General features: G+C 72.5%; 3 protein-coding genes. All 3 read right to left on the bottom strand.

From position 1 onward, the window contains the following. Window positions 1-20 precede the first annotated feature (20 nt). From I5I_RS10780 to I5I_RS10770, 3 genes are read right to left on the bottom strand one after another with little or no spacing between them, the layout of a single operon-like run. Window positions 21-425, bottom strand: coding sequence for a YhgE/Pip domain-containing protein (locus tag I5I_RS10780; RefSeq protein WP_036319400.1), 405 nt, complete (start codon window positions 423-425; stop codon window positions 21-23). Continuing rightward, on the bottom strand, window positions 422-1,117 hold the full coding sequence (locus tag I5I_RS10775; protein ID WP_036319398.1) for a hypothetical protein: 696 nt from the start codon (window positions 1,115-1,117) through the stop codon (window positions 422-424). The genes I5I_RS10780 and I5I_RS10775 overlap by 4 nt, the downstream gene beginning before the upstream one ends. Next, window positions 1,117-1,740 (bottom strand): TetR/AcrR family transcriptional regulator, encoded by a 624-nt coding sequence (locus I5I_RS10770; RefSeq protein WP_036319396.1) that lies wholly within the window; start codon window positions 1,738-1,740, stop codon window positions 1,117-1,119. The genes I5I_RS10775 and I5I_RS10770 overlap by 1 nt, the downstream gene beginning before the upstream one ends. Window positions 1,741-1,749 lie beyond the last annotated feature (9 nt).

The following is a 1,749-nucleotide window of genomic DNA, read 5'->3' as shown; positions in this document are numbered from 1 at the left end:
AGCTCGGTCCCGGGGATCCTCTAGAGTCCGATGGTCGCCTGGCGCGGTGCGGAGCCGCCGGAGGAGACGAGGGCCGCGGAGAAGTCGGAGGGGATCGTGACGATGAAGTCGACCGTCCCCTCGTGCAGAGAGGTTGCGGCATCGGCCGCGCTCATCGCGCGCCAGTCGAAGGCGTGGCCGTCGATCAGCTGCTGCGAGACCTGGCTGCCGTACTGCGCCGCATCGCTGCCGGTCCCCGACCCCTCGTCGAGATCGACCAGGGCGACGGGAACCTCGGAGAAGTGCCCGTACGGGTCCTGGTTGGCCCACAGGTACAGCCCGCCGTAGAGGACGGGCACCAGCATGAGGGCGACGAGAGCGATGACCGACATGCGCGTCGCCGTCAGGCGCCGCAGCTCGGCGGCGATCATGGCGGGGATCTTCATCGGTGGCCTCCGGCGAGGGGAGCGGTGGTGCGCAGGCGCACCCGACTGGGTTTGAGGACGCGGGCGCTGGAGGGATGCGGCGCCAGGGATGCCGAGGTGTCGACCAGGGCCGACGCGGCGGCCTCGCCGGCGATGACGAGCACGGCGTAGCCTCGCTCGCCGAACTCCTCGGCGAGCTCCCACCACTGCACGGGGTCGCCCCCGTGGCGGTCGGGGGAGACGAGGACGAGGCCGTCGACCCCGGGGCGCGCAGAGGCGAGTTCGAGAAGGATGCGCAGTCGGTGCGTCGGTGCGAGGTCGGCGATCGGCAGTCGCGCCGACGATCGGAGGTCGTGCTCGTCGAGCCACCGTCGAGCCGACAGGGGGTCGGAGGCGAGGCCCGCGAACATGAGCTCCTCGGCGACGACACCGGCCACCGCGATGTTCGGGGCGGGCTCGCTGACGTCGGGAGCATCGACCAGAGCGACCCGACGGCGCAGCGCGTTGTGCGCGCGGCGGTCGGTGCCGTCGTCGAGTGCGACGGTGCCGGCGTCGGGTCGCATGCGCCCCGACGCGATGAGACCCAGCACGGTGGGGCGCTGTTCGGTCTCGGCGACCGCGAGCGTGGCGCGCCCGCTGCGGTAGGTGAGGCTCGTCGCCCCCAGGGCTTCGCCGCGGCGCCCCTTCTGCACTTCATCCAGACGTACGCGCATCACTTCGTCTCCAGCACATCGGGGTGGGCATTCAGCAGGGCTTCGGACTCCCGCCAGGACAGCCCGGCGATGCTGAGGACGGCCCGCACGGCCAGCGAGGTCGCGATGGGTGACGATGCATCGATGCGGCTGACCGCCGCGCGCGCCGTCTCCTCGATGAGGCGGGCGAGAGTCGGGGCGGCCATGTCGATCCGGAGGGTGCCGTCGTCCTGGCCGGCGCGGACCACCTCGACGAGGGTGCGCCGCAGGGGGGCGAGAGCGGCGGCGGTCTGCTCGAGGCGGGTGTCGTCGAGCGCGAGCGCGGCGGCCACCTGCACGTGGGCGGCCTCCGCCCACAGGGCCGCCGTCAAGCGCGCGAGAGCGAGCGGGGGATGCGGCTCGTGGAGCGACGAGGCGATCGCATTGAAGCGCTGGGCGCCGGCGGCGATGAGCTCGGTGAGCAGTGCCTGACGGTCGTCGAAGTGTCCGTACAGCGCACGCCGTGACAAACCCGCCGCGCGCGCGATCTGATCGATCGAGGCGGACGGATCGAGCGCCAGGGTGGTCGCGGCCGCCTGCAGGATGCCGGCGCGATTGGCAGCGGCATCCTTTCGGGGGCGTCGAAGGGGTGGGGTGGTGGTCACCCGGTCAGT

It is taken from the genome of Microbacterium sp. B24 (assembly GCF_000333415.1).
Classification (GTDB): Bacteria; Actinomycetota; Actinomycetes; order Actinomycetales; family Microbacteriaceae; genus Microbacterium.
Note: the sequence above shows the minus strand (reverse complement) of the source record. Positions and strands in the feature narration are given on the sequence as shown.